27 protein-coding genes are annotated in these 26372 nt (G+C 61.1%); 11 read left to right on the top strand and 16 right to left on the bottom strand.

All coding sequences use genetic code 11. The features are described from left to right. Positions 1-67 precede the first annotated feature (67 nt). Together LVW35_RS16325 and aqpZ are read left to right on the top strand one after the other, a co-directional pair. Entirely contained in the window at positions 68-1252 is a 1185-nt protein-coding gene (locus LVW35_RS16325) for a sugar transporter (protein WP_233891111.1), read from the top strand. Between the two features lie 102 nt (positions 1253-1354). Continuing rightward, on the top strand, positions 1355-2056 hold the full coding sequence (gene aqpZ / locus LVW35_RS16320) for an aquaporin Z (RefSeq protein ID WP_233891110.1): 702 nt from the start codon (positions 1355-1357) through the stop codon (positions 2054-2056). A 73-nt stretch (positions 2057-2129) separates the two neighbouring features. On the opposite strand, the gene LVW35_RS16315 is transcribed toward aqpZ, so the two are convergent. From LVW35_RS16315 to LVW35_RS16260, 12 genes are all read right to left on the bottom strand, one after another. Continuing rightward, positions 2130-3329 carry an NAD(P)/FAD-dependent oxidoreductase gene (locus tag LVW35_RS16315; protein WP_233891109.1) on the bottom strand — a complete coding sequence of 400 codons (1200 nt, stop codon included), beginning with the start codon at positions 3327-3329 and terminating at the stop codon, positions 2130-2132. Between the two features lie 133 nt (positions 3330-3462). Next, positions 3463-3831 carry a response regulator transcription factor gene (locus LVW35_RS16310; protein ID WP_233891108.1) on the bottom strand — a complete coding sequence of 123 codons (369 nt, stop codon included), beginning with the start codon at positions 3829-3831 and terminating at the stop codon, positions 3463-3465. Between the two features lie 81 nt (positions 3832-3912). Continuing rightward, entirely contained in the window at positions 3913-4584 is a 672-nt protein-coding gene (locus LVW35_RS16305) for a response regulator transcription factor (RefSeq protein WP_233891107.1), read from the bottom strand. After that, positions 4581-6101: a sensor histidine kinase gene (locus LVW35_RS16300; protein ID WP_233891106.1), complete on the bottom strand. Its 1521-nt coding sequence runs from the start codon at positions 6099-6101 to the stop codon at positions 4581-4583. The genes LVW35_RS16305 and LVW35_RS16300 overlap by 4 nt, the downstream gene beginning before the upstream one ends. A gap of 300 nt (positions 6102-6401) precedes the next feature. Further along, positions 6402-7388 (bottom strand): GlxA family transcriptional regulator, encoded by a 987-nt coding sequence (locus LVW35_RS16295; RefSeq protein ID WP_233891105.1) that lies wholly within the window; start codon positions 7386-7388, stop codon positions 6402-6404. Beyond that, entirely contained in the window at positions 7385-8308 is a 924-nt protein-coding gene (gene tal, locus LVW35_RS16290) for a transaldolase (RefSeq protein ID WP_233891104.1), read from the bottom strand. Before tal ends, LVW35_RS16295 begins: the two co-directional genes overlap by 4 nt. A gap of 22 nt (positions 8309-8330) precedes the next feature. Next, entirely contained in the window at positions 8331-9284 is a 954-nt protein-coding gene (locus LVW35_RS16285; protein WP_233891103.1) for a sugar-binding transcriptional regulator, read from the bottom strand. A 45-nt stretch (positions 9285-9329) separates the two neighbouring features. Beyond that, positions 9330-10130, bottom strand: a complete 801-nt coding sequence (locus tag LVW35_RS16280; protein WP_233891102.1) for an SDR family oxidoreductase — start codon at positions 10128-10130, stop codon at positions 9330-9332. A 9-nt stretch (positions 10131-10139) separates the two neighbouring features. Next, positions 10140-10904, bottom strand: coding sequence for an SDR family oxidoreductase (locus LVW35_RS16275; protein ID WP_233891101.1), 765 nt, complete (start codon positions 10902-10904; stop codon positions 10140-10142). 104 nt (positions 10905-11008) lie between these two features. Then, on the bottom strand, positions 11009-12517 hold the full coding sequence (locus tag LVW35_RS16270; RefSeq protein ID WP_233891100.1) for a sugar ABC transporter ATP-binding protein: 1509 nt from the start codon (positions 12515-12517) through the stop codon (positions 11009-11011). 15 nt (positions 12518-12532) lie between these two features. After that, on the bottom strand, positions 12533-13465 hold the full coding sequence (locus LVW35_RS16265) for a sugar ABC transporter substrate-binding protein (RefSeq protein WP_233891099.1): 933 nt from the start codon (positions 13463-13465) through the stop codon (positions 12533-12535). Between the two features lie 51 nt (positions 13466-13516). Further along, positions 13517-14524 (bottom strand): ABC transporter permease, encoded by a 1008-nt coding sequence (locus tag LVW35_RS16260; protein ID WP_233891098.1) that lies wholly within the window; start codon positions 14522-14524, stop codon positions 13517-13519. A gap of 348 nt (positions 14525-14872) precedes the next feature. Between LVW35_RS16260 and LVW35_RS16255 the strand changes: the two genes are divergently transcribed. The 3 genes from LVW35_RS16255 to LVW35_RS16245 are packed head-to-tail and all read left to right on the top strand — an operon-like array spanning position 14873 to position 18112. Then, the gene (locus tag LVW35_RS16255) at positions 14873-15709 is read left to right on the top strand and encodes a transketolase (protein ID WP_233891097.1); all 837 of its coding nucleotides are present in this window, start codon (positions 14873-14875) and stop codon (positions 15707-15709) included. Then, positions 15699-16631, top strand: coding sequence for a transketolase family protein (locus LVW35_RS16250; protein ID WP_233891096.1), 933 nt, complete (start codon positions 15699-15701; stop codon positions 16629-16631). The genes LVW35_RS16255 and LVW35_RS16250 overlap by 11 nt, the downstream gene beginning before the upstream one ends. A 5-nt stretch (positions 16632-16636) precedes the next feature. Then, complete coding sequence (locus LVW35_RS16245; protein WP_233891095.1) at positions 16637-18112, top strand: FGGY family carbohydrate kinase; 1476 nt, start codon at positions 16637-16639, stop codon at positions 18110-18112. 124 nt (positions 18113-18236) lie between these two features. On the opposite strand, the gene LVW35_RS16240 is transcribed toward LVW35_RS16245, so the two are convergent. Beyond that, positions 18237-19169 carry an IS110 family transposase gene (locus LVW35_RS16240; RefSeq protein WP_233891094.1) on the bottom strand — a complete coding sequence of 311 codons (933 nt, stop codon included), beginning with the start codon at positions 19167-19169 and terminating at the stop codon, positions 18237-18239. 248 nt (positions 19170-19417) lie between these two features. Next, positions 19418-20362, bottom strand: a complete 945-nt coding sequence (locus LVW35_RS16235; protein WP_233891093.1) for an aliphatic sulfonate ABC transporter substrate-binding protein — start codon at positions 20360-20362, stop codon at positions 19418-19420. 245 nt (positions 20363-20607) lie between these two features. On the opposite strand from LVW35_RS16235, the gene LVW35_RS16230 reads away from it, so the two are divergent. From LVW35_RS16230 to LVW35_RS16220, 3 genes are all read left to right on the top strand, one after another. Next, positions 20608-21546 (top strand): aliphatic sulfonate ABC transporter substrate-binding protein, encoded by a 939-nt coding sequence (locus tag LVW35_RS16230; RefSeq protein ID WP_233891092.1) that lies wholly within the window; start codon positions 20608-20610, stop codon positions 21544-21546. Beyond that, positions 21543-22868: an LLM class flavin-dependent oxidoreductase gene (locus LVW35_RS16225; protein ID WP_233891091.1), complete on the top strand. Its 1326-nt coding sequence runs from the start codon at positions 21543-21545 to the stop codon at positions 22866-22868. Before LVW35_RS16230 ends, LVW35_RS16225 begins: the two co-directional genes overlap by 4 nt. Positions 22869-22975: 107 nt before the next feature. Beyond that, entirely contained in the window at positions 22976-23113 is a 138-nt protein-coding gene (locus tag LVW35_RS16220) for a hypothetical protein (protein WP_233891090.1), read from the top strand. A 9-nt stretch (positions 23114-23122) separates the two neighbouring features. Here LVW35_RS16220 and LVW35_RS16215 read toward each other — a convergent pair whose 3' ends face one another. Then, positions 23123-23965 carry an AraC family transcriptional regulator gene (locus tag LVW35_RS16215; protein ID WP_233891089.1) on the bottom strand — a complete coding sequence of 281 codons (843 nt, stop codon included), beginning with the start codon at positions 23963-23965 and terminating at the stop codon, positions 23123-23125. 84 nt (positions 23966-24049) lie between these two features. On the opposite strand from LVW35_RS16215, the gene LVW35_RS16210 reads away from it, so the two are divergent. Further along, positions 24050-24460 (top strand): hypothetical protein, encoded by a 411-nt coding sequence (locus LVW35_RS16210; protein ID WP_233896494.1) that lies wholly within the window; start codon positions 24050-24052, stop codon positions 24458-24460. A 63-nt stretch (positions 24461-24523) separates the two neighbouring features. Here the strand turns inward: LVW35_RS16210 and LVW35_RS16205 are convergent, their stop codons facing one another. Further along, positions 24524-24871 (bottom strand): hypothetical protein, encoded by a 348-nt coding sequence (locus LVW35_RS16205; protein ID WP_233891088.1) that lies wholly within the window; start codon positions 24869-24871, stop codon positions 24524-24526. Positions 24872-24961: 90 nt separating this feature from the next. Between LVW35_RS16205 and LVW35_RS16200 the strand changes: the two genes are divergently transcribed. Both LVW35_RS16200 and glsB read left to right on the top strand, forming a co-directional pair. Continuing rightward, the gene (locus LVW35_RS16200) at positions 24962-25306 is read left to right on the top strand and encodes a hypothetical protein (protein ID WP_233896492.1); all 345 of its coding nucleotides are present in this window, start codon (positions 24962-24964) and stop codon (positions 25304-25306) included. Positions 25307-25361: 55 nt separating this feature from the next. Beyond that, complete coding sequence (glsB, locus tag LVW35_RS16195; protein ID WP_233891087.1) at positions 25362-26270, top strand: glutaminase B; 909 nt, start codon at positions 25362-25364, stop codon at positions 26268-26270. Positions 26271-26372 lie beyond the last annotated feature (102 nt).

The raw sequence follows: 26372 nt of genomic DNA, 5'->3' as shown, positions 1-26372 counted from the left end.
AGAATGCTCGGCGGCGGCGCTTGTCCTGGGTGGCCGCTTGATCATCGTCAGAGTACCGCGCCGTTCCATGAGCATTTCAGCCGCAACCCCCCAAGCCAATTGGCAACCGGTCATCGCCCTCGCGCTGGCCGCCTTTGTGTTCAATACCACCGAATTCGTGCCCGTCGGCCTGCTCAGCGCCATCGGCACCAGCTTCGACATGCCCGTGTCCAGCGTCGGGCTGATGCTCACCATCTACGCCTGGATTGTGTCCCTGACGTCGCTGCCGGTGATGCTGCTGACCCGCAACGTCGAACGGCGCAAGCTGCTGATCGTGCTGTTTTGCATGTTTATCATCAGCCATATCCTTTCCAGCGTCGCTACCAGTTTCGGTCTCTTGATGCTGAGCCGTATCGGCATCGCGTTGTCCCATGCGTTGTTCTGGTCGATCACCGCATCGCTGGCGGTGCGCCTGGCGCCGGAAGGCAAGCAGGTGCAAGCTCTCGGCCTGCTGGCCACCGGTACTTCCCTGGCGATGGTCCTGGGTATTCCCCTGGGCCGCCTGCTCGGCGAAGCCATGGGCTGGCGCACCACGTTCCTGGTGATCGGCGCCTTTGCTGGCGCCCTGGTGTTCTGGCTGGCGCGCACCTTGCCACTGCTGCCGAGCCAGAACTCCGGCTCCCTGCGCAGCTTGCCGCTGCTGTTCAAGCGCCCGGCGCTGGTGGCGTTGTATGTGCTCACCGCCATGACCGTGACCGCGCAATTCACCGCCTACAGCTACATCGAACCCTTCGTCGAAGGTGTCGCCGGCATGAGCGGGAGCGCGGTGACTTTGATCCTGCTGGTATTTGGCGGCGCGGGCATCATCGGCTCGCTGCTGTTCAGCCTGGTGCACCGTTTCAACCCCCATTTGTTCGTGGTCGGCGCGGTATTCATCCTCGCCGCCTGCCTGACGCTGCTGCTGCCGTTGAGCGGCGCAGAATCCTACCTGGTGGTGCTGAGCATTTTCTGGGGCATGGCGATCATGGGCTTTGGCCTCGCGATGCAATCCAAGGTGCTGGTGCTGGCGCCGGATGCCACCGACGTGGCCATGGCGATGTTCTCCGGCATCTACAACATCGGTATCGGCGGCGGCGCCCTGATGGGCAGCTGGGTGGGCAGCCAGTTTGGCTTCGCCTGGATCGGCGCGGCGGGTGGGTTGCTGGCGGCGGTGGCGTTGATAGGGTACTGCCTGGCGATTCGCCGGTTTGGGCAGGGTGTTGTAACCCGATAAAACAGGACAAGTCTTACACAGCAATTTGAGACCCATTGCTACCGTCGCCCAGGACCGCCCACGGCCTGTGGTGACGGCACTTGAACCGCAATGGAGTCGATTGTGCAAAAGCGTTTGACCGCCGAGTTTATCGGTACATTCTGGCTGACGTTCGGTGGCTGTGGCAGCGCCATTCTGGCGGCGGCTTTTCCGGAATTGGGCATTGGGTTTGTCGGCGTTTCGCTGGCGTTCGGGCTCACGGTGCTGACCATGGCCTACGCGGTAGGCGGTATTTCCGGCGGGCATTTCAACCCGGCGGTAACCCTTGGTTTATGGGCGGGACGCCGCGTGGCGGGTGGTGATGTGCTGCCGTATATCGCGGCGCAGGTGGCTGGAGCAATTGGCGCCGCGGCGGCCTTGTACCTGATTGCCAGCGGGCAGCCGGATTTCTCAGTGGGTGGTTTTGCCGCCAACGGCTACGGCCCATTGAGTCCAGGCCTCTTTGACATGAAGGCCGCATTGCTTGCGGAATTCATCGCCACGTTCTTCTTCTTGTTCATCATCATGCGTGTCACCGCACCGGGCGCGGTGCCTGGCTTCGCGCCCATTGCGATCGGCCTGACCCTGACCTTGATTCACCTGGTGCTGATCCCGGTGACTAACACGTCAGTGAACCCTGCACGCAGTACCGGGCCGGCGTTGTTTGCTGGCGGTGAATACCTCTCGCAGCTTTGGTTGTTCTGGGTAGCGCCGATGGTGGGCGGGGTGATGGGGGCATTGGCGGCGCGTTCATTGGGTGAATGCGCAAAAAAAACGCCCGCCTAAACATCGTCGGCGGGCGCTCGGGAATGACCGGGTCAGCAAGGAGTGAGCTGGCCGGTATAGGGAGTGCGGGGAATCAGGCCACTGGAATCAACGGGTCTGCCGCCGCCAGCGCGACGGCACGATCAGCGGCCGGTGGGTAGATCCACACGGTGTTGATCTGGTGCTTGAGGTCCTTGGCTTCCTGGCCGACCAGTTTCAACTGGCGGTCCCAGCCTTCGGTGAACACGGCGCCCCAGGCGCCAAGGTCGAGGCAGGTCACGTATTTGGGCTGGCTGTAGGTCATCGGCGCGACGCCGATCAGGTCGGCGGCCACGTTGTTGCCGGCATAGCGGCCCAGGGCGATGGCGTGCTGGCAGGACATGCTGGCGAAATTGCCCAAATCATCGGTGGCGGCGTAGGCCACGTCACCGGCGGCGAACACGTCGGCCTGGCCTTTGACCTTGAGGTTGCCGTCCACATGCAGGCGGCCCTGGGGATCACGGGTGCCGCTGACTTGTTCGGTAAGCGGGTTGGCGCGAAAGCCGATGGTCCAGATCACCGTGCTGGATTCGATCCGTTGCCCATTCGCCAGGGTCACGCCGTCGGCATCCACCGAGGCCACCGAGGTGTTGAGCACCCATTCCAGGCCCAACGCCGTACTCGCTTCGATGATCGAGGGACGAATGCCATCGCCCATGGACGCGGCGATCTGCGGGCCACGGTCCACCACGACGACGCGAATATCAACCTGGTCACCCAGTGCTTCACGCAGGCGGGTCGGCATTTCGGTGGCAGTCTCGATACCGGTAAAACCACCACCCGCTACCACCACGGTATTGCGCGCGGCGCTTTCAGGCAGGTTCTTCAGGGCCTTGATATGGGCTTCAAGGCGCGTGGCATCTTCAATCTGGTCCACATCGAACACATGCTCGATGCCTGGCATCTGCGGGCGATTCAGGCGGCTGCCGGCGGCAATGACCAGGCGGTCGTACGTGACCGTGGTCGATACACCCGCCGCGTTGCGGTAGGTCACTTGTTTGCCATTTTCATCAATGCTGTCGGCCGCACCTTCAATGAACTTCACGTTCACCGCGTCGAACAACGGGCCCAGCGGCGCCATCATGGTGTGCACATCGGGCTCGTAGAAACGTGGGCGGATACGCAGTTCCGGCTGCGGGGCGAGCAGGCTGATCTGCACGTCGTTGCGGTCATGTTTGTCCAGCAGACGGGCCGCGCTCAATGCGCTCCAGACACCACCGAACCCTGCGCCAATAATAAGAATGTGCTGTTTCATGGTTTGCTCCTGGAGAGACGTTGTTGCATGAGTGGGACTGTGTGTAGCCAGACTATCCAGGGCGTCTGCCGCAAACACTTCTACCTGGGGTCAGTGCAGGCATGCGTAGGTGTGAGGTGGCTATACCAAGGTATTAACGGCCCAGCACATCGGCGAGGCAGGCCATCAGTTGGGCGCAGGAAAACGGCTTGGGAAAGAAGGCAATGGGCGGCGGCAATGCCGGGTCGATACTGGGCGGCGGGCCGGGGTAGCCGGTGATGAAAATCACCGGCAGTGAGAGGCCTGCGGCGTGCAGGGTTTCGTGGAGCTGGATGCCGCTGAGGCCAGGCATCTGGATGTCGCTGATCAGGCAGGCAGTGAAGCCTGGGCCGTCGGAGGCGAGGAAGGCTTCGGCATCCGCGTAGAGACGGACGTTGTAGCCGTTGGAGCGCAGCAGCCCATCCAGTGCCATACGAACGGATTCATCATCATCGACGATGGCAATTATCTTCGTGTCGGACATTTCGTTACCTGGAGGCGATCGGGCTGCACATGGAAGCATCCCGCCATCACCTCAAGATACGCCGTCCACGCCGGCAACATACTATACGTGCGTATACCCGACTTGCTGTTTGACCGGGATGTCGAGGGCCTGGGCCATACGCACCAGGTCGGCGAACGAACGCGCGAGCATCTTGCGCATCGCCTGGCCGCGGTGGATCTTCACGGTGATTTCGCTCAGGCCGATTTCGCCGGCAATCTGCTTGTTCATCAGCCCGGAAACCGCCAGTGCCATCACCGTTCGTTCGCGGGGGGTGAGGGTGGCATATCGGGTGCGCAGTTCATCATCGCCGCGCTCGGTTTCACGTCGTGTCTTGTCTTTTGCGTGGGCGGCGCACACCGCGTCGATCAGGTCCTGTTCACGAAACGGCTTGGACAGGAAGTCCACCGCGCCCGCTTTCATCGCACGCACGGTCATGGCGATATCGCCGTGGCCGGTCATGAATACGATCGGCAGGTGGATCCGCGCCGTCACCAATTCATTCTGAAAATCCAGGCCGCTTGTGCCTTGCAGACGTACGTCCAGCACCAGGCAACTGGGCAGGTCGGGGCGCGGGAAATTCATGAACTCCGCCGCCGAGCCGAACAACTGGACCTGCAGGCCCACCGAGCGCAACAAGCTGCCGAGGGACTCGCGCAGGGGGCGATCATCGTCGACGATATACACCCAGGGTTCATGGTTGATCACGCGGTTCATCGGGTGAAGGTCGTTCATGGGGCCTCCTTGGCCAATAGAGGCAGTGAGCAAGTGAATGAGGTGCCCTGGCCTGGCGTGCTGGTGGCCCAGAGTCGGCCGCCATGGAAGTCGATGATCGAGCGGCAGATCGACAGGCCCATGCCCAGGCCCTCGGGCTTGGTGGTAAAAAAGGGTTGGAACAAGGTGGGCAGGTCCTTGGCGTCAATACCGATGCCTTGGTCGGCAACTTCGAGCAAGACGTTATCGCCGTCCACCCAGGTCCGCACCCGCAGCAGGCGTTGGCGCGGGGCGGTGGTTTCCATGGCGTGGCAGGCATTGATGATCAGGTTGATCAGCACCTGTTGCAGTTGCACGCGGTCGGCGTTGATCTGCGCATCCAGCACGTTCAACTCCACACGGCTCCGGACTTTATGGCGCGACAACTCGTGCTGCACCAGGCTCAGGGTTTCGTTGACAATGGCATCCAGCGATTCGGGTTTGCGCAGCGGGTCGCATTTGCGTGACAGCGCGCGAATTCGACTGATCACCTCACTGGCGCGGCAGGCGCTGGAGACAATGCGGTCGAGGGATTGACGCGCTTCATTGAGGTCTGGTTCCGCGCGGTCGAGCCAGCGACGGCAGGCTTCGCCGCTGCTGGTGATGGCGGTCAGCGGCTGGTTCACCTCGTGGGCAATCGAGGCAGCCAATTCGCCCAGAGAGGTGATACGGGTGACGTGGGCCAATTGGCTCTGCGCATGGAACAACGCCTCTTCGGCGAGCGTGTCGGCGGTGACATCCTTCACCGCGCCCAGGTACTCGAAATGCCCACGGGTCTCGACGGGGCTAGCGATCATATGCAGGTGCTTGACGCGTCCATCGGGCATCAGCAGGCGGTGCTTGACTTCGATCAGCGGCTCACGGTTCCGGGCCTTGGCGAAGACCTCGCGGGCCAAATGTCGGTCGTCGGGATGGGTACGGTCCAGCACCATCACCGCCGTGGGCGCCTGATGATGTGGGTATTCGAAGATCCGTGCCAACTCCTCGGACCAGGACATGGCATCACTGTCGCCACGAAAACTCACGCTGCCGGTCTGGCTGAGGCGCTGGGCGCCCACCAGGTAGGCCTCGTTGTGCCGCAGGCTGTCCGCCGCGTACTTGCTGCGCAGGGCAAGAAAGGTGATGGCGGAGAGCGCCGTGAGGCAGCGGAAGAAACCGGTGATCGAGTCCCAGCGCTCATAGTTGCCGTTGTACAGGAACAGCGCCATGAGCAGCGCAATGGAAAACAACGCGACACCAATCACCACATTGATCGAAAAAAGATTCGCCGCCATCAACAGCAGCGTGATGTACAGCAGCGTCGGTGCCCAGTCGGTATGGGTCTCGGAATTGATCACGAAGATGCCGCATGCCACGACCAACCCAACGACCCAGCCCAAGGCGTTGATCGCCGGTGTCGGGCTGATCTGGGTCTGGCGCGCGGTGAACACCCGCCGGTCCCAAAGGCCGGCCAACCATGAATGCTCGCGACGCGCGCTCGCGGGAACGGAGATTTTCATGGCGTTCAACCACTCCATTGTCATTGTCGAAGGTGGAGCATTGGACGCTTACTTTAAAAGCATCCGTTCTCACCGAGTAGGACACAAAACCCTGAAATCCTGCCAAGCCCTATCGGCCTGTCCGACGACGTAGAATACGCCTTGCTGCCGAGGGCTAAGGTCTCGATCAAAAGCTCGCAGCTGGAAATCAATGAGTACGAACTCAAGGGCTTCGCCTCTCGCTCGGCCCGCAGCGGCGTGCACGGGCGCGCAGTTGCAGCACGGCAGCGATTGGTTGATGGCGTTGGACAGGTTGCAGCATCAGCGGGAAAATCGCTCCCGGTACTCACGCGGCGAAATCGTCAGGTGACGATGGAAGGTATACCGCATCCGCTCCTCATCCCCAAACCCACACAGCCGGGCGATCTGGTCGATATTGCGGTCCGAATCCTCCAGCAGGCGGCGCGCCGCTTCCATGCGGAATAACTCGACGGCCTTGGCCGGTGTGCGCCCGGTGCGTTGTTTGTAGACCCGTGCAAAGTTGCGCGGGCTCATCTGTGCCTGTTGCGCCAGACGCTCCACGGACAGGTCCGAGTCCTGCAAGTTATCGGCGACCCAAAGGTGCAGTTCATCGAAGCCTGCGCTGTCATCGGTCTGTGCCTGCAGCAGTTGACTGAACTGCGCCTGCCCACCGGGGCGCTTGAGGAATACCACCAGCTCCCGCGCCACCTGCAATGCCACATCGCGGCCGCAGTCGATCTCCACCAGGGCCAACGCCAGGTCGATCCCGGCCGTCACGCCGGCCGAGGTCCACACATTGCCCTGTTGGATAAAGATCGCGTCCATGTCCACCGCGATGGCCGGGAAGCCATGCTTGAGCATGTCGCACATGGCCCAGTGGGTGGCGGCGCGGCGCCCGTCGAGCAGGCCGGCCATGGCCAGCAGGAAGGTGCCGGTGCACACCGAGGCGGTGCGCGCCGCGGTGCCGGACGCCACGCGCAGCCATTCCACCAAGTCAGTGTTGGCTGCCATCGCCTGTTGAATGGCCGGCGCGCCGGGCACGATCAGGGTGTCGATAGCGGTGTCGGCCAGTTGCCCGAGTGCAACTGTGTGCACACTCAAACCCTCGGCGGTCTGCATCAATCCACCCGCCAGGCTGGCGGTGTGCATGACGTAACCCGGCAAGCCGCGTTCGGCCATGGCTTTGGTGGCGGCCCAGAACACGGTCTGGGCGCCAGTCAGGTCGAGCAGGCCCATTTGCGGATAGGCCAGGAACACCAAGGTGCGTGGCTGGCCGAGCGGGTTCATGCGCGGCTCAACAGTTTTTCCAGTTTTTCCTGGTCCCGCGCGAACTGGCGAATGCCTTCAGCGAGTTTCTCAGTGGCCATCGCATCTTCATTCGACGCCCAGCGGAACTGCGCCTCGTTCATCGGCAGACGCGGTTCTCCCGCCGCTCCCGGCACCAGTTTGCGTTCCAGGGTGCCGTTGTCGTCGGCGAGCTTTTGCAGCAGGTCCGGGCTGATGGTCAGGCGGTCGCAGCCGGCCAGTTGTTCGATCTGGCTAAGGGTGCGAAAGCTCGCGCCCATCACCACGGTCGGGATGTCATTGGCCTTGTAGTAGTTGTAGATGCGGGTTACTGACTGCACGCCCGGGTCATCCACGCCGGTGTAGTCCTGGCCGGTGCTCTTGCGGTACCAGTCGTAGATACGACCCACGAACGGTGAGATCAGGAACACCCCCGCGTCGGCGCAGGCCACGGCCTGGGCGAAGGAGAACAGCAGCGTCAGGTTGGTCTGGATACCGGCTTTTTCCAGACGCTCGGCCGTGCGGATGCCTTCCCAGGTGGACGCCAGCTTGATCAATACGCGGTCGCGGCCCACCCCGGCCTGGTCGTACAGGGCGATCAACTGATTGGCCTTGGCCCACAGCGCTTGTTCGTCAAAGGACAGGCGTGCATCCACTTCGGTGGAAATACGCCCTGGAATCACCTTGAGAATGCCCGCGCCCACCGAAACCGCGAAGTGGTCGCAGGCTAGGTCCACATCACCCTTGGCGTGGCTCACGGCGCTGCGCAACAGGTCGGCGTATTCGGGGATGTCGGCGGCCTTGAGCAGCAGGGACGGGTTGGTGGTGGCGTCCACCGGGCGCAGGCGGCTGATGGCATCCAGGTCGCCGGTGTCGCAGACCACGGTGGTGAACTGCTTGAGTTGTTCGAGCTTGGACGTCATGAGCGGCGGTCTCCAAAAAAGGTTATTGGTTGAGGGCCTGCGCGGTGTCGAGGTCGGTGATCAGGATGTCCAGGTAGCCGCCCTTGAGTGCACCGCGAATGGCCTGGACCTTGTTCAACCCACCGGCCAGGCCGAGCACCCGTTGGATCGAGCGCAATTTTGTCAGCGCCACCGACACCACGAATTCTTCGTCTTCTTCCAGCACCGGCTTGCCCTGGGCGTCGAAGTAGCGCAGGCAGATATCGCCCACGGCACCGCGTTCAGCGAGCAGGCGCAGCATGTCTTCAGTGTAGTAGTTGCCGCTGTTGCGCAGCAGTTGCGAGGGCTCCAGGTCGCCGATGCCGACAATCGCCAGGGTGATACTGTCGAAGCGTTGCAGCACCTCCTTGACCTCTTCCATCTGCACGATGCGCTGCTTGCTTTCCACCGATTGCTCGATGCTCTGCGACGGCAGCAAAAACGCCGGGCAATTGAGCAGGGTGGCCAGGCGTTGGGTGAGCAACGTGGCTTCAAACGCACCTTTGTGGCCCACACCGCCCAATAATTGCACGACTTCCTGGGCGGCCTGTTTGCCCGGTTGCGCATGCAGGTGGCCCACCATGGCGCGAATGGTGCTGCTCCACGACGAGATACCGATATGGTCCTGGGGCGAAAGGCTGGTCTCCAGGTAATGGGCGGCCGCCGAACCGATGGCCTGCTTGATGCTTTCATCGTTGCCGGGGTCGGTGGCTTCCACCACGATCACCCGGCGTACGCCATAGCGGCGCTGCAACTGGGTTTCCAGCTCCAGGTGCAGGCCTTGCAGGCGCATCACGCTGATTTTTACCACGCCTTCCTGCAGTGCCCGGCGCAGCGCACGGCTGATAAAGGACTGCGACAGGTCAAGCTGCGTCGATATTTCAGACTGCTTGAGCCCTTCTTCGTAATAGAGGCTCGCGATCTTGGTGATCAAGCGCTGTTCTTCGATCTGGCTCATGAAAGCCTCGGTTGTTGACACAATGGCCGTGAGGATACCAAACCCTTACGACATGATCAGGCCGCCGTCGATATTGATCGCCTGGCCGGTGAGGTAAGCGGCGTCATCGGAGGCCAGGAACGCTACCAATCCGGCGACATCCGAGGGTTTGCCGGCGCGGCGCAGAGGGATGTTCCTGACCCATTCGGCCATCAGTTCACCTTTGCCGTAGCGTTTCTCGTCGGTGCTCAAGATCTCGCCCCAGACGCGGTCGTTGTAGTCCCACATTTCGCTTTCGATAATGCCGGGGCAGAAGGCATTCACGGTGATGTCATGCCGCGCCAGCTCCAGCGCCAGGCTTTGGGTGATGCCGATCACACCCATTTTGCTCGCGGCGTAGTGGGGCGTATAGATAAAGCCCTGGCGTCCCTGGCCGGACGAGGTGTTGATCAAGCGTCCGCTGCCTTGCTTGACCATGTATTTGGCCGCTTCCCTGCAACCCAGCCATACCCCGGTGGTGTTCACTTGCAGCACCTTGTCGAAGTCGGCGCGGGGCATTTTATCGTAGTGGTCGATGGTGATGATGCCGGCGTTCTGCACCGACACGTCGATGCTGCCAAAACGTGCGTGGCCTTCGCGGTAGAGCTTTTCGATGTCACTTTCGTTGGTGACGTCGATGCCCAGGGCCAGGGTGTCCACGTTGTATTCCTGGGCGAGCTGGTTGGCGGTAAATGTCACGCGCTCCAGATCATTGGAGGCCAGCACCAGGTTGGCACCCTCCTGGGCGAAGCGCTCGGCAATGCCGGCGCCGATGCCACGGCACGCGCCGGTGATGACGATGGTTTTACCGCTGAAACGTTGAGACATGATGAACTCCTACCAGCACACAAAGCCGCCATCGACCAGCAGGTCGACACCGGTGCAGAAAGACGAAGCCTGGCTGACCAGGAAAATGGCCGGGCCAACCATTTCTTCCACGCTGGCCATTCGGCCCATGGGCGTGGTCTGTTCAAAAATCTTCACTTGGTCGGCCACTTCCGGCCGGGAATTCATCGGCGTGGCGGTGTAGCCGGGGCTGATGCAGTTCACGCGCAGGCCTTTGTCGGCCCATTCCATCGCCAGGCTCTTGCTCAGGTGAATAACCCCGGCCTTGGACGTGTTGTAGTGTGCCTGCAGCAGGCCACGGTTGACGATGCTGCCGGACATGGAAGCGATATTGACGATGGCGCCCTTGCCACGCGGCAGCATCACCGCAGCCTGGGCCTGGCAACTGAGGAAGATACCGGTGAGGTTGATGTCGAAGGTGGTCTGCCAACGTTGCAGTTCCAGGTCCTCGGCGGCCTGGGCATTGGCGATGCCGGCGCAGTTGACCGCGACGCTCAATTCACCGAGTTCTTGCTCAGTGCGTGCTACTGCTGCATCCAGTGCGGCGCGTTCGGTGACCGTGCCGCTCAAGGCCAGGGCGCGACGGCCCAGGGCCTGGATGCGTTCGACGGTGCTGGCGATACCGGGGCTGCCCGGTAGATCGAAACAGGCCACATCAGCGCCGGCCTCGGCCAGGCCGACGGCAATCGCCTGGCCAATGCCGCTGCCTGCGCCGGTGACAAAGGCCACTTGGCCCTGAAGACTAAAAAGCTGCATGAACGACTCCCAATAGTGAACACACCACAGATCAAAACTGTGGGAGCGGGCTTGCTCGCTCCCACATGGATTCTTCGTTGTTTATGAGGGCAGGGCACTGGCACTTACGCAGTGGCCATTTCCATTACCGACACCGGGGTGGCCTCGCCACGCGCCAGGATTCCGATCTGCCGGCCCCGGCTCATCACCATCACCCGATGGGACAACCCCAGCACCTCATCGAGGTCCGAACTCACCACAATCACCGCCATGCCTTTAGCCGCCAGGTCCGCGATCACTTCATAGATCGCTGCCCGCGCACCCACGTCGATACCCCGCGTCGGCTCATCCAGGATGAACACCTTGGGATTGCGCGCCAGCCATTTGGCAATGATCACCTTCTGCTGATTACCGCCCGACAAACTGGAAATCCGCGACTGCGGCGCGCCTTTCACACCCAATCGCGCCACCGCCGAGCGGGCGAATTCACGCAGCGGGGCAGGGAACACCCAACCGCGCTTATCCAGCAGGTCGGTGTTGCCGTAGATCAGGTTGTCTTCGATGCGGTGCTCTACCACCACGCCTTGCTGCTTGCGGTCCTCGGGCACCAGTACCACGCCGGCCTGGATCGCCTCGTGCGGCGAGCGCAAGTGACGCACTTGACCATCCAGCACCATATGCCCTTGGATACCCTGCGCCGCACCGGCAATGGTGCGCACCAGCTCGGTCCGCCCGGCGCCGACCACACCGGCAATGCCGAACACCTCACCGGCGCGCACGCTGAAATCGATGCCGTGCAGGGCGAATTCGCGGCAGCTCAAATCCTTGACCTGCAACATCACCTGTTCCTGCGGAGCCTGCAGCGTCGGGAAAATCCGTTCCAGGCTACGCCCGACCATCTGCTCCACCAGCTCGCGCACCGGCACCTGGGCCGTGGCGTGCAAGGCGATCTGGCGACCATCACGCAGCACCAGCACGCGGTCGGCAATGCGCGCGATTTCTTCCAGGCGGTGGCTGATATAGATAAACGAGACGCCCTCGGCCTTGAGCCGTTCCACCTGTTTGAACAACAACTCGGTTTCCTCCCCGCCCAACGCGGCGGTGGGTTCATCGAGAATCAACAGGCTGGCCTTGAGGGTCAGCGCCTTGGCGATTTCCACCAATTGCTGGGCCGCCACGCTCAGGCCTTCCACCTTGCGCGACGCCGGCACATGGAGGCCCAGGCGTTCCAGTTGGATCTGCGCCTGGGCCTCCATGTGCTCGCGGTCCACCTTCCCGTAACGCATGGGCAGGCGACCGACGAAGATGTTTTCGGCGATCGACAATTGCGGCAGCAGGCGGATTTCCTGGTGGATCAGGCCGATCCCGGCGGTCAACGCGGCCCCCGGCGAATCGGGAGAGTAGGGCGCGCCGAGCCAGGTCATGCTGCCCCCGGCTTCAGGCTGTACAAGCCCGGCGATGATCGACGACAAGGTCGACTTGCCCGCACCGTTTTCGCCGAGCAAGGCCAGCACTTCGCCGGGACGGACATCCACATTGACCTGCGACAGCACCTGCACCGGGCCATAGGCCTTGCTGATGTCACGCAGGCAGAGCACCGCCTCGGCGGTGTTATCCAGAGCGGCTGCTCTCATGACGACCTCCAAGGCTTACGGGTGCTGTTGCAGGAACGGCGCGACATTGTCTTTGGTGGTCAGCACGGTGGGCAGCAGTTGTTCCTTGGGCACGTCTTTGCCGGCTTTGAGGTCAATGGCCGAGGCCACGGCCAGGCGTCCCATTTTTTGCGTCTGCTGGGTCATGGTTGCGTCGAGCACGCCACTTTGCACGGCCTTGAGCCCGGCGACGTCACCGTCAAAACCGACCACCACGACCTTGTGATCCAGGTTGCCGACCTTCACCGCCTGCGCAGCGCCGAGCGCCATGGCGTCGGCCCGGCCGAAGAACACGGTGATGTTCGGGTCACGCTGGAGCAAGTCCTGGGCCACGGCGAAGCCTTTGTCCTGGGCCCATTCGGCCGGTTGCTGGGCGACCACCTTGAGGTCCGGGAAGGCTTTCAACCCTTCTTCGAAACCCTTGGCTCTATCGTTTTCAGGGGTAGTGCCGAGCTGGCCTTGCAGGATGGCGATGCGACCTTTGCCGTCGGTGATCTTGCCGACGTATTCGGCCAGGGTCTTGGCACCGGCCACGCTGTCACTGGCGATAAAGGTATCGCCGGGTGCGTCGGGGGCGTTGCGGTCGACGGCGATCACCGGAATGCCGGCGGCCTTGGCGGCTTTCACCGGCACACCGGCGGCGGTCGCACCGGCGGGGATGTAGATCAGCACGTCGATCTGACGGGTGATCAGGTCTTCAATCTGGCTGACCTGGGTGGAGGAGTTGCCCTGGGCGTCCACGGTGATCACTTTGATCCCCTTGGCCTTGCCCTCGGCTTCCACCGATTGTTTGATCTGGTTGAAGAAGTCGGCCTGCAGGTTGGCTACGGCCAGGCCAATGGTCAGGTCCTTGGCCCAGGTGGTGCCGGCAGCGGTAAGGGTGGCAGCGGCGAGAGCGGTGGCCAACAGCAGTTTCTTGGGGCTGAACATGTCGGTGACTCCTGGTTTTATTGTTGGAGGGTGTCAACTGTCGAACAGGTTTTAACGGGCAGTGCTGGAGCGGCGTCGCAGGGTGTCGATGGTGACCGCGAGGGCGATGACCACGCCGATCACCACTTGTTGGATAAAGGGCGAAACGCCCAGCAGGTTCAGACCATTGCGCAACACGCCAATGATCAGCACGCCGACCAGGGTGCCACCGATGCTGCCGACGCCGCCGTTGAGGCTGGCGCCGCCAATTACCACGGCGGCGATGGCGTCCAGTTCCAGGCTCAGGCCGGCGCTGGGTTGGGAGGAGTCGAGGCGCGCGGCCAGGGTCACGGCGGCGATACCGGCGAGGGCGCCGCTGATGGCGTACACCCACAGCGTGATCGCTCGCACCTTGATGCCTGACAGCCGCGCCACTTCAGGACTGCCGCCCATGGCATACAGGTTGCGGCCACCGGCACGGAAGCGCAGGAACACCCAGGCGACCAGCAGCATCACCAGGAACAGCCCGACGGTTGCCGAGAGGAAACCGAAATGCCGCACCGTGGCCAGGCTGGTGAACCACTCCGGGTAGCCGACGATCTGCCGACCTTCGGTGAGGATATTCGCCAGGCCGCGGGCCACCGACATCATGGTCAGCGTGGCAATGAACGGCGGCAGCTTTGCGTAAGTGATCAACCCGCCGGACACCAGCCCGGCGAGCATGCCGGTGGCGATCGAGATGGGAATCGCAAAGCCCAGTGGTACGGCCTGATCCTGGTAGAGCCAGCCGAGCATCATCATCGAAAACGCGAGTACCGACCCTACTGAAAGGTCGATGCCGCCGATCACGATCACGGCGGTCATGCCGATCGCCAGGATGCCCAGCACTGTGACCTGATCCAGGATGTTCAGGCCATTGCGCAAGGAAAAGAAGAATTCGGAACTGAAGGAGAAGACCAGTACCAGCAGCACCAGCCCGATCAGCGGGCCGCCGATGTTGCTGGGGAGCAGTTTCACCAACCGTGGGCGGTGGGGCGGCTTGAGTTCGGCCGGATGCTGGACAGTAGCTTTGGCGTCCACAGTGTTCTCCTGATTTATTTTTTTGGAGTGGTTTCAGCGGCGTGAATATTTATGCGTGCTTGACTGTTAATTCAGATTCCAGTGACACCGTGGCAAAGTCAAGCGCTTAATTTTTCAGGTATGCCTCTAGCACGCCGCTTTCACAAGGCGCAAAGCCACGGGATAGATGAGCTCGCGTAGGATTTTGGCCGTTTGTCCGAGGGTTTTATTTCATTTTTCCACTCATTGCTCACTTGACCTGCTAGGCATTCAGCGTCTAAATAGAAATATATTGTCACTGCTGAATAAATATTCAAACACAGCTTTCGGCACTTTCAACTCGCGTGGTCAGCCCACAGGAGCCGCTGCATGAATGCCTTCCAGTACGACGCCCACCAGATCCAAGAACAGGCCCGCCTGATCCGGCGCCACGTGATCCGCCTGAATGCCGACTCACCGGCCGGCGGCCACACCGGGGCCGATCTGTCGGAAACCGACATCCTGGCCACCCTGTATTTCCGCATTCTCAATACCGGACCGGAACGCACTGAAGACCCTGAGCGCGATATCTATATCCAGAGCAAGGGCCACGGTGTCGGCGGTTTGTATTGCTGCCTGGCCCAGGCGGGCTACATCCCCACTGAGTGGCTGCCGACTTATCAGCATTTCAATTCTCATTTGCCCGGTCACCCCGTGCGCCAGAAAACCCCCGGCATCGAACTCAACACCGGCGCCCTTGGCCACGGTTTGCCGGTGGCGGTGGGGCTGGCGCTGGCGGCGAAGATGTCCGGCAGCAAAAAGCGCATTTATGTACTGACCGGTGACGGTGAACTGGCTGAAGGCTCCAACTGGGAAGCGGCGATGGCTGCGGCCAAGTACGGCCTGGATAACCTGTTTGTGATTGTCGACAAGAACAAACTGCAGTTGGCGGGGCTGACGGCCGAGATCATGCCGCTGGACCCGCTGGACGTGAAATGGGCCGCCTTCGGCTTCCGCGTCAGCGAATGCGATGGCAACGATGTGGGCCAGTTGATCGACGCCCTGGAAGGTATGCAGGCCAAGACCGGCGCGCCCCAGGTGTTGATCGCGCACACCATCAAAGGCAAGGGCGTGTCATTTATCGAAGCCCGCCCCGAATGGCACCACCGCGTGCCCAAGGGTGATGAAATCAACGCAGCACTGGAGGAGTTGAGTCATGGCGAGTGAACATCTGGCGAGCGTGATGGTTGAGGCGTTTATTGCGGCCGTCGATGCTGGGCTCGACGTGGTTCCGGTGGTCAGCGACTCCACCTCCACGGCCAAGATCGGCCCCTTCGCCCAGCGTTTTCCCGAGCGCCTCATCAACGTCGGTATTGCCGAACAATCGCTGGTCAGTGTGGCGGCAGGCCTGGCATTGGGCGGCAAGATCGCCGCTACCTGCAATGCGGCGCCGTTCCTGATTTCGCGGGCCAATGAACAGATCAAAGTCGACGTTTGCTACAACCAGGCCAACGTGAAGATGTTTGGCCTGAATGCCGGCGCCAGTTATGGCCCGTTGGCCAGCACCCACCACAGCCTGGACGATATTTCGGTGATGCGCGGCTTTGGCAATGTGCAGATCTTCGCGCCGGCCGATGCGATTGAGTGCCGTCAGATCGTCGATTACGCGTTGCGCCATGAGGGCCCGGTGTATATCCGTCTCGATGGCAAGGCGTTGCCCGACGTGCATGCAGCTGACTATCAATTCAAACCCGGTCAGGTGGATATCCTGCGCCAGGGTGCGGACCTGAGCATCGTCGCCTTGGGCTCGGTGGTGCATGAGGCAATGGACGCGGCGGCTTTACTGGCGCAGCAGGGCATCCAGGCGCAGGTGATCAACCTGTCGTCCATTCGGCCGCTGCAGCGCGACGTATTACTCAGCGCCTTGAGGGGTACAGACGCGGTGATTACCGTTGAAGAACACAACATCAATGGCGGCGTTGGCAGCCTGGTTGCTGAAGTGCTGGCCGAAGCCGGCCTGGGCATTGCGTTGACCCGACTGGGTATCGGTGATGGCGAATACGCCGCCGCCGGTGCACGGGAACCGACGCGCGCCTTGCATAACATCGACGCGGCTGGGATTGTGGCGGCTGCCACTCGTTTGCGGTGAACTGCATGAAGAACGATACGCCGCTGATCCTGGCGATAGATGAGGGCACCAGCAACGCCAAGGCGGTGTTGGTCAACGAACTCGGCCAAGTGATTGCTCGTGGATCTCGTCCCTTGAGCATCACCCATCCGCAGCCTGGCTTTTCTGAACAGGACCCGCTGCTGATCTGGCACGGCACCCTGGCGGCCATCGAAGAATGCCTGGCCCAGGTGGATCGGCCGATCACCGCATTGGCCATCAGCAACCAGCGTGAATCGGTGGTGGCCTGGGATCGGCGGACGGGTGAGGCGCTGTCGCCGTGCATCAGTTGGCAATGTCGGCGCTCCGCGGGGCTATGTGCCGAGTTGCATGCGCAAGGCCATGAGGCGCTCATTCTGGAAAAAACCGGGCTGGCCCTCGACCCGATGTTTTCCGCCGGCAAATTCCGCTGGATCCTCGACCACCTGGAGAACGGCCACGCCCGCGCCGTTGCGGGTGAGATCTGCCTGGGCACGGTCGATAGCTGGTTGCTGTGGAAGCTCAGCGGCGGCCAGGTGTTTGCCACTGACTATTCCAATGCGGCACGCACGCAACTGTTCAACCTGCATACCTGCGCCTGGGATCCCGAGCTGCTGGCGCTGTTCAAGATTCCGCTTGCCGCACTGGCACCCATCCAGCCCAGTGCTGGGTATTTTGCCGATACCGTCGCCGCCGGCGGCTTGCCTGCGGGCATCCCGGTGATGTCGATGATCGGCGACTCACACGCGGCGCTTTACGGGCAGGGCGGTTTTGCGCCGGGGCTGGTGAAAGCCACGCTGGGCACGGGGTCATCCTTGATGACCCCCATGAGCGGCCCGATTGCCTCCACTCACGGTCTTTCCACTACCCTGGCCTGGCACGACGGCATTCAACCTACCTTCGGCATGGAAGGCAACATCGTCCATACCGGCGCCGCCGTGCAATGGGCCTCACGGCTGGTGGCCGGGGAGTCGCTGGATGCCTTGACCGAACAGGCTGCGCAGTTGCCGGATAACGGTGGCGTGTACTTCGTGCCGGCGTTGTCCGGGCTGGGGGCGCCGCATTGGAAAGCTGACGCAGGTGGGTTGATCTGCGGGCTGAGCGAAGCCACCTCCGGTGCGCATATCCTGCGGGCTTCGCTGGAGTCCATTGGTTATCAGATCCGCGACGTGTTCGAAGCGATGCAGCAGGACATCGCCAGCCCATTGAAGGAACTGTGGGTGGACGGTGGCGCGACGCGCAACCGCTGGCTGATGCAGTTTTTGGCCAACCTGCTGCAACGTCCGGTGGTGCGCAGCCTGTCGCCGGAAGTGTCGGCGCTGGGCGCTGCCCATCTGGCCGGGCGCGCATTGGGGGTGTGGGCGAACGATCAAGCGCTGGGCGCGTTGGGGCGTCAGCGTGAGCGGTTCGAGCCGCAGGACGATCCAGCGATGGCAGGGCGTTACACCGAATGGAAAAAGGCTTTAGCCCGCACACTCCTCTAACGGCTTAAAATCAAAAATGTGGGAGCAACTGTCTTGATGACCATAACTTGGCCATCGATTTCAAAGACAGCCAAACTCCCACAGCTTCAAGCCGTGTGACCTTCAACGACACATCGCTGCCGATCTAGGCAGCGTGTTCTTTCCATTCAGTCCTATCACGCAGCATTGCGTTCAGCCGGATTAACAAAACACGCATGCATGCGATTAGCGCAACTTTTGCGCATTTTCCTTTGCCACGCAGTGCTTTATAGCGGGCCTGGAATTCAGGCTGGTCCCGAATGACTACCCAGCAGGCCATGTATAGCGAGCGACGTGCGGAAAACCTTCCGCCACGAATGTGACGCGCGCCTATGTGCTTCCCACTGTCGTTGTTATACGGCGCGAGGCCCGCTAGGGCCGCGATCGGACGCTTGCCAACCTCACCCAACTCCGGCAGGTATGCCATAAGGCTAGCCGCCGTAATGAGCCCGATGCCCTTAACTGAACACAGGCGTTCGACTTTTTCGTGGTCTAGCACGTTGGCGCTTTGACGAATCAACTGGTCTATCGCGTTCACAGCTTTGATCAGGTAGTCGATATGACTCTGCAACGCTGGCTTTACTACGTCACATGAGGCCGTTTTCAGGCGCCTTTTGTCATCGTCTCTCTGCTGAATAAAGTTTTCTCGCTGTTGGACTAACGCGCGCAACTCGTCATGTTTCGGGCTGGTGATTCGGCTGTTAGGCGAGTCGAGTACCGCTGCGAACTGCGCAAGGGACTTTGCATCTATCGGGTCGGTTTTGGCTTGTTGGCCCATCGCCGTGGAAAAACTCTTGGCTCGACGGGGATTGATGCAGATAACGTTGAGGCCCGCAGCCTGGAGCGCCTTCATGACTTTGCGCTCGTAACCGCCAGTGGCCTCCAACAGCACGCGACCGACCTGGTGAAGCAATAGCCACCCAATCAACCCAGGGAAATCATCTTCGGCGTTAGCGCAACTTACCCCAACGTCAATCAGATTAACTCGAGCCTCAAGGCTGTCCTTGGAAACATCAATGCCTGCTGGATAGGAAAACATAGCCAAACCCTCTTACACTCAAAGTGAGAGCGCTCTGGCTTGGCCCACGCTTGTAACTGTTCGAGGTGGGCTCGTTCAACTGTTCGGGCTCATGTCCAGAGCGGAGAAGTGAGTGGCAGCATGGGCTCCCACACGTGCTTTAAGCACTTCGGGCATTCAGCTTGCCACTCACCCTCTCACCTTCAGCTTAATCCTGTCTCAAGACACAAGCGGGCTTGCTCCCACACGTTTCTTGCCCGTGTCAGGCCTCAAGGCTTCCAGGTCTGCACATCCTTGGCATCCACCGCTTTAGGCAACAACCCCGCCTCAAAGAACGCATCGGCGATCTTTTGCTGTTCGCCCAACTGGTCGAGCGTCACCGGCTGCACCTGATAACTGCGGTGTGCATTGGCGGCTTTCACCGTAGCCACATCCAGATTGCCCCACAACGGGCCGAGGATCCTGGCCGCGTCTTGCGGGTTGGTTTTCACCCATTTTCCGGCCTTTTCCAGCTGTTCATACACCACCTTCAACACCTTAGGGTGCGCCTTGGCGTAGGGCGTGCCCGTCAGGTAATAGCGCTTGTAACTGGCCAGACCTGCGCCGTCGGCCAGGGTGCGCGTCGGCAGTTGGCGTTGCACACCGGTCAGAAAAGGTTCCCAGGTGACCCAGGCGTCCACCTTGCTGTTCTCGAACGCCGCACGACCGTCTGCCGGTGTCAGGTAAGCCGGTGTGATATCTGAAAATTCCAGGCCGGCCTTGGCCAACGCGGCAATCAGCAAATAGTGCGTGCCGGCAGCCTTGGTCACGGCGATTTTCTTGCCTTTGAGGTCCGCCAACTGTTGGATCGGTGAGTCCTTGCGCACCACGATGGCCTGGGCGGAAGGCGAGGGTGCTTCCTGGGCGAAGTAGGTGAGCTTGGCCTGGGCAGCCTGGGCGAAGATCGGCACGGTGTCGGCCACGTCGGCGCTGATGTCCACGTTGCCCACGTTCAGCGCTTCGAGCAGTGGCAGGCCGCTGGGGAACTCGTGCCAGCTCACGTTGATGTTGTCGGCCTCGAGGGCTTTTTCCAGGGTGCCCTGGGTTTTCAGCAAGGTGATCAGGGTTGAGGATTTCTGGTAGCCGATGCGTACGGTTTCCTGGGCGTCAGCACTGACCGCTACAGAGAGGGCCAACAACCCGAGTACTGCGGCGAGGGAACGAGATATAGACATGGCAAGCTCGATCTTCAACGAAATAGTGTCGAGCTTAAAGTTCTAAAAACTATTCGTTAAATACTCTTTCGATCTTAGCTTAAGGTGCTTTTCCCGCGATCCGACGAATTAGGCATAACCATAGAATTATAAGATTCTTTCATCATTTCTCATCGTTAATATAATCGAATCAACTTTAGTGCCACGCCTTACGCGGTTTTTCGGCATATGCAACTCCCTTCTTTTCTCCTACGCCAAGGCCTTCCATGACGTTCAAGAAACTTTTCGGTGCCGCCAGTCTGCTATTCGCCGCAGCGACAGTCCAAGCCGAGCAGGCTCTGGATATCAGCTATCAGCGCTCCTCCAGCCTGTGGATCCTGCTCAAGCAAAACGGCCAGTTGGAACAGCGTCTCAAGCCCTTGGGTTTCACCGTCAACTGGCATGAGTTCAGCACCGGCCTGCTCAGTTCCTTGAACGCTGGCAGCGTCGATCTGCACGCGGATGTGGCCGACGCCTTCGCCCTGTTCACCCAGGCCGCCGATGCACCGCTGACCTATTACGCCCAGGAAAACTCATCGCCAGGCGCCCAGGCGATCATCGTCCAGGATAACTCCCCGATCCACAGCATCGCCGACCTCAAGGGCAAGACCGTCGCCGTGTCCAAGGGCTCCGGCAGCAACTTCCTGCTGGTCTGCGCGCTGAAAAAAGCCGGCTTGACCCTGGCCGATATCACCCCGCGTTACCTGGAAGCCCCCGATGGGGGCGCTGCCTTCGCCAATGGCAGCGTGGACGCCTGGGTTATCTGGGACCCGTTCCTCGCCACCCAGCAACTGGATCACCACGTGCGTGTGATCGCCGACGGCAAGGACGGCCTGGCCGACTACAACCGTTTCTACCTGGCGACCACCAAATTCGCCAACGCTCACCCGGACGTGTTGCAAGTGACCTTCGACACCCTGCGCGAGACCGGCCAATGGGTGAAGGCCCACCCGAAGGAAGCCGCCGAAATCCTCGGCCCACTGTGGGGCAACATCGCCCCGGCCACGGTAGAGCGCGCCAATAGCCGCCGTAGCTACGACATCATCCCGGTCAAGCTGGACAACCTCACCGAACAACAACGCATCGCCGACACCTACTACGCCGCCAAGCTGATTCCCAAGCCGTTGAAGGTCAGCGCGATCACCCTGTGGACGCCAAAATCATGAGCCGCCAGATTCATTTATCCGCATTCCTGTTGAGTGGGCCGGTGGTGCACAGCCACGCGGTGTGGCGCCATCCGGAAACTGTCGGCAATTACCTAGATCCCGAGTACTACGCTCGTGTGGCCAAGGTAGTGGAGGAGGGGTTGTTCGACTTTCTGTTCTTCGCCGATCGCCTGGCGGTGGGCGACCAGATGGGCGGCTCCCGCGAGTTCGCCTTGCGCTACGGCGCCCAGGACGCCACACGCCTGGACCCGTTGCCGATCCTCTCTTACCTGGTCGGTAAAACCACCAGGCTGGGGCTCGGTGCGACCCGTTCCACCACCTATTACGAACCGGCACACATCGCCCGTGAATTCGCCACCCTCGATCACCTGTCCAAGGGCCGTGCGGCGTGGAATATCGTCACCTCGATGAACGACAGCGAAGGGCGCTTGTTCGGCAAGGACAAGCACCTGCAGCACGATCTGCGTTATGACCGCGCCGATGAGTTTGTCGAAGTCGCACTGAAGCTCTGGAACAGCTGGGGCAAGGACGCGCTGAAGCTGGATCGTGAGAGCGGTGTGCTGGCGGACCCCGAGTTGATCCGTTCAGTGCGGCATCAGGGCGAGTGGTTCCGGGTTGAAGGCCCGTTGAATATTCCGCGCACGCCCCAGGGCCGACCGGTACTGATTCAGGCTGGTTCATCCGGGCGTGGCCGGCGCTTTGGCGCGCGGTGGGCCGAGGCGATTTTCACCATCCACCCGCACTTGGCGGCCATGCGCGCGTTCCGCGCTGACGTGCGTGCGCAGGTGGTGCAGCAAGGCCGTGAGGCTGACAGTTGCAAAGTGCTGACGGCGGTGATGCCGTTCATTGGTGGCAGTGAGGCAGAAGCTCGCGCCAAACGCGACCAGCACAACGCCCTGGCACGGCCGGAGTTGGGGCTGGTGACCTTAGCCTCGCAGTTGAATGTCGACCTGTCGCCATTCCCGCTTTGCGCAACGCTGGCCGAGATCGCCCAGTCGCCACTGATCCACCCGGCCGCCGCTGAAAAGCTCCTGATGCAAGGCCCGGAAACCACCCTTGAACAACTCGGACGCATCTTCGCCAGCAGCGTGCGCGTGCCGCAGCTGGTGGGCACGGGCGCGCAGGTGGCCGACCAGTTGGCTGAGCTGTTCGAACAGGGCGGTTGCGATGGGTTCGTGATTTCACCGGGGTACCTGCCGGGTTCGTTCACCGAGTTTGTCGAGAGCGTGATTCCGCATTTGCAGCGCAAGGGGTTGTTTCGCACGGCGTATGAAGGTTCGACGTTGCGTGAGCATTTGGGGTTGGCTGATCTCAATGACTGAACGGATAAAAGGGATATTTTGCATGGCTGATTTCGATCATTTAACCCGCCGCCGCCTGCTCGGCCTGGCTGGCATCACCCTGGCCAGCCTGTCGCCATCGCGTCATCGTGTTCAGTGACCGTCCGGCGAAAATCCAGGCGCAATTGACCATCGATCGACCGTATCCTCGGCACTGGGATGATCCTTACCTGGTAGACCTGCGGCGGCGGATACTGGGCCTGCTGGGGCTGGGAGAAAGCTGGTAGCCAGCGCGCTCAGTTGAGTGTAATCGTTGCCGGCGCGAGGGCGTTCAAGGTCCCGGCACGGTCCGCCAGATAACGTGCTGGCGGCTGACCCACCGCCTTGCGGAACATGGTGATAAAGCCGCTGGCGTTCTCATAGCCCAAATCCAGGGCCACTCGTTGCACACTCTCACCTTTTGCCAGCCGTTGCAGTGACAAGATCACATGCAACTGTCGGCGCCAGCGGCCAAAACTCAACCCCAGTTCCTCCAGCAGCAGGCGCGTCATGCTGCGTTCACTCATGCCGATGCGCACGGCCCATTGGCCGAGGGTGGCCTTGTCCCCCGGTTCGGCCAGCAGGCTGTTGGCCAGGCGTCGCAGCCGCGGGTCCTGGGGCATCGGCAGGTGCAAGGCTTCGACAGGCGCAGCAGCCAGTTCATCCAGCAACGTGCTGATCAAGCGGCCCTGGGCTCCGCCTTCGTCATAGAGCAGCGGGAAGCTCACCGCCTTGCTGATCAGCTCATGCAACAGACCCGACACCGCCAGTGTGCAACATTGCGCGGGCAGGGCGCAGGCGGCATCCGGGTCGATCAACAGGCAATAGACTTCCGCTTCGCCCGAACCGCGTGCCGCGTGGGATGTACCGCCGGGAATCCACAGTGCGCATTGCGGCGGCACGATCCAGATACCCGCTTCGATCTCGCAATAGATGACCCCACGCAGTGTGTACATCAACTGACCCTTGCGGTGGGCATGCTGCTCATGTTCCCAGGTGTTCGAGGTGCTGGTAGCACCGACGGCTACTATGGCGCGGGGGAATACATCCGCATCCTTGACCATCGAACGGTCATGCATTTCAAGGCGATGGTGTTTCATGTCGGGTTTCAGAAGTTGGCTGGATTGCGAAACAGTCTGGCTATTCTGTGTAATGCAGTCCAGTGGCTTGAATCTTATAGTGAGATACATTTCGACAGCACAACATTCCCGGTGGTGAAAATCGTTTTCGACGCGCCCAACGAGGGTGGGTCGCAGGATGCTTTCCTGATGTTTGAAAGCCTGCTGGCCCGCCAGCAACCCTTTCTGCTGCTGCACGAAAAATCGGTGGACGAAAACAATCACGAACATTCCCACGAGGAGCGCAAGCAAGCATCGATCTGGATGAAGAAAAACAAGCAGGCGCTGCGTACCTACGTCCGGGGCATGATCCAGGTGGAACCGAGCGCCGCACAGCGCCTGGCGCTCAAGCCGTTTGCCGTGATGTTCGGCAAGGCCTGGGGCTATCCGTTGTTGGTGGTGGAATCCAAGGACAAGGCCTGGGCATTGGCACGGGATGTGCTGGATGAGCGGGTGTCGGATGTGGCGCACTTTTGAACGGAAAGGTAGAACGAAAAATGTGGGAGCGGACTTGCTCCCACATGTGTTCGGTGTCGAGTCTCAATCTACGCAGATTGCCCGGCCCAGCTTGCCTTTCTCCACCGTCGCCGAGCAGCCGAAGTGGCTGTTATCCACCTGGCACGCGCCTGTCACCGGGCCGTTGCCGGACTGGGTGGTGACGCTGGTCTGGCACTCGCCTTCACACTGGCTCGAATCGGTACAGGCCTTGCCCGCGTCCTTGTACGGCGTGATGCATTTCCAGCTTTGCAACTTCCCGACCTGTTTCATGGTGCCACCACCGGCCAGGCACTCGGACGCTGCGGCATTTTGGGCAGGCGGGGTGGTGTGGGAGGCAGTGGAGCAAGCTGATACCAACAGCAGGGCGGCCAGGCCGATCATCAATTTCATGTAAAAGTCCTCGTGGAATAAGCGCAACGGTGCAGTGTACGGGCATTTGGACTACTTTGAGTGACGAGCGATCCCTACCCGGTACTTGCCATGCGCACGTTATGGAAACGGTATATGGCGTTGTTGGAGAACGATCTGAGCACGCAGATCTTCGACAACGTGAAAAACCTGCTGGTGTGTGCGCTGCTATTTGCGGCGGGGACCAACACATTGCTTGGGCAGCGTGATTTGTTCATCGGGGTTTTCGCCTCCAACGTGGCCGGCTGGGGCCTGATCATCCTGTCGACGCTGCTGATGCTCTTGAATGTCAGCGACGGCATCCGTCGGCTCGCCAAGCTGCGTTATCACCTGGCGCTGCAGTTACTGTTGATCCTGGTTTACCTGGTGATCGCCGAGCGGGTGGTAGAGATTGTGTGGGGCTTCCGCGCGCATTGAAGTATCCTCCGCGGCCCGCTTTCCACTGATTCAAAGACAGATGACAGGACAAGACATGCAGGCGATGCTCTCGTCGATCCTTGACGAAGTGCGCCCCCTGATCGGCCTCGGCAAAGTTGCCGATTACATCCCCGCGCTGGCCGACGTGCCCGCCAACCAACTCGGCATCGCCGTGTACGGCAACGATGGCGCGGCCTACTGCGCCGGCGACGCCGATACGCTGTTCTCGGTGCAGAGCATTTCCAAGGTGTTCAGCCTGGTGCAGGCCATCGACCACGGTGGCGAAACCATCTGGGAACGCCTGGGCCATGAGCCTTCGGGGCAGCCGTTCAATTCCATGGTGCAACTGGAATTCGAACGCGGCCGCCCGCGCAACCCCTTCATCAACGCGGGTGCGCTGGTGATTTGCGACATCAACCAGTCGCGTTTTGCCGTACCGATCCTGTCGATGCGCGACTTTGTGCGTCGCCTGTCCGGCAACCCACAGATCCTGGTCAACAGCGTGGTCGCCGAATCCGAAGCCCAACACGGCGCGCGCAACGCGGCCATGGCCTATCTGATGAAATCGTTCGGCAACTTCCACAACGATGTGGACGCGGTGCTGCACAGCTATTTCAACTACTGCGCGTTGCAGATGAGCTGCCTGGATCTGGCCAAGGCATTCAGCTTCCTGGCCAACGAGGGCGCGAGCGCCCACAGCGGCGAGCAGATTTTGACGGCGCGCCAGACCAAGCAGGTCAACTCGATCATGGCCACCAGCGGGCTGTATGACGAGGCGGGTAATTTTGCTTATCGCGTGGGCTTGCCTGGCAAGAGCGGGGTCGGCGGCGGGATTGTCGCGGTAGTGCCGGGGCAGTTCACGGTGTGCGTGTGGTCGCCGGAGTTGAATGCGGCAGGGAACTCGCTGGCGGGGATGAAGGCGTTGGAGTTGTTGAGTGAGCGGATTGGGTGGTCGGTGTTCTGAAGTTATACGCCTTATCAGGAAAGGCTCTAAAAAACTGTCAATTCCTACAGGTGATATTTTGACGTGCCCATCAAAAAATACGTGCCTGAAGGTGCCATGCAG

This window comes from Pseudomonas sp. HN11, assembly GCF_021390155.1.
Taxonomy (GTDB): domain Bacteria; phylum Pseudomonadota; class Gammaproteobacteria; order Pseudomonadales; family Pseudomonadaceae; genus Aquipseudomonas.
Note: the sequence above shows the minus strand (reverse complement) of the source record. Positions and strands in the feature narration are given on the sequence as shown.